This window comes from Burkholderia dolosa (assembly GCF_902499135.1).
GTDB classification, from domain to species: Bacteria; Pseudomonadota; Gammaproteobacteria; order Burkholderiales; family Burkholderiaceae; genus Burkholderia; species Burkholderia dolosa.
In genome coordinates, this window is sequence record NZ_CABVPR010000143.1 from 1 (window position 1) to 1518 (window position 1518).

Sequence of the window (1518 nt, forward strand, 5' to 3'; positions counted from 1 at the left end):
CGCTGCTTTACCCGGAACGATTCAACATTGGAGTCTGAATCTCAACCCGCCTCACACACGGAATTCCGGATACCTCCCAACGGCACCCCGTCTTTGTCGAAATTCGGTCTTTCCTCACGGACGCGACGATTCAGGTTAGAGCGGCGTTCGACTCCCCTAGGGAGTGCCCCCCGCCCGACAACGGACGTTCCCAACTAGTGAGATGAGTGAGGTCTGCTCGCCTTTCGCCGGCCCCACGCGACATCGCGGATTGCTGAGAACGCTTATAACATTGTCTCATGTTCGACATCCGGACTGAAGATCGCAATTTTCGCATTCATACGCTGGGAAGGATCTGAGCTGTTTTTTTACCGGAACAGGGATTTGAGCATACTGATCACTGACCGTTTCGGATTACGTTCTGGTCCCGATGGGGGGCGCGGACGGGCCTTGAGAATTGCATCGACATAGGATTGCTCAGCTTCCTCCGCGCCTTGACGGGTGACGGCAATCAGCTCGAGGTTTGCGGTCTCCGCCCTCGCGGCACTTGCCTTATCAAGTACGAAGCCATGTGTCCGCGTCACCCAGCTATAGTCGCTCTTCCATTTATGTCGTGAGCGCTCCTCCCACTACGTCATTGCCTCGTCTGTGGCGTGTTCGGCCTGAGCCAGGGTCCAGCCGTTAATCGCCATGAGGTGACGAAGGGTCTCTTCTTCTCGACCATCGACCATAGATTTGCCCCAGTGGCGGATGTGATGACAGTCTGGGCAGAGCGCGATCACCCCCTTGAGGGTCTGAGTGTGCGTCGCATCGTCATAATCCCAGGCTTCGTCTGCCTAGACAGGCCATTGGGGGGCCACGGCCGCCGCAGACGCGGCAACGCTTTCCAGCCTGCTCATACGCTTGTCGCCGTAGCCGATCCGCTATTTCAATGACACAACCGGGACGTTGAAAACTTGATGAGAATATTAACTCGACGATTGGGGTTCCAACGGTCATTGTTTCACGATGTCGCGGACGTGTACCGCAGTCGCGGGCGCACCGCGCGCCTTCACCTTGTTGCAGAGGGTGCAGGTCATCAGCGCTGATTTCGTTGAGCTGTCGGTTCTGAAAGACCGGCAGGATGTCCCGATCCACGATGCTCTTGCGCATCTCCTTGGTGCTGTCAGCCATCCGGGCGCCGGCCAGCCATTTCTCGGTCACTTCGCCAAAGGTCTTGGCGGGGGTCAACCGGCGTTTCTCGCGCTGCTTCTCCAGCGCAGGGGACTTGCCCAGGGCGACGGCCTTCTTGGCATCGATCAGCTTTTCGCGCGCCAAGGCCAGCGACACGCCGGCAGGTCCATAGCGACCGATGGTCAACGTCTCCCGGCGTCCGTTAAGACGGCAATCGTAGCGGAAGGTGACGGTACCGACAGGCGATACCGTCACGTACATTCCGTCGCGGTCAAAAGCCTTGTAGTCTTCTGACCTTCCCCCTCCAAAGTATCCCACTGTAAAGTTAGTGGCGAGGCCGCAGGAGAAACCTTGTCATGAAGAAAT

At 57.8% G+C, this 1518-nt stretch carries 1 pseudogene; it reads right to left on the reverse strand.

What is annotated here, in order from left to right:
* Positions 1-977 precede the first annotated feature (977 nt).
* Positions 978-1470: pseudogene (locus BUB20358_RS27900) on the reverse strand (tyrosine-type recombinase/integrase); the annotation flags it as partial.
* Positions 1471-1518: the final 48 nt, after the last annotated feature.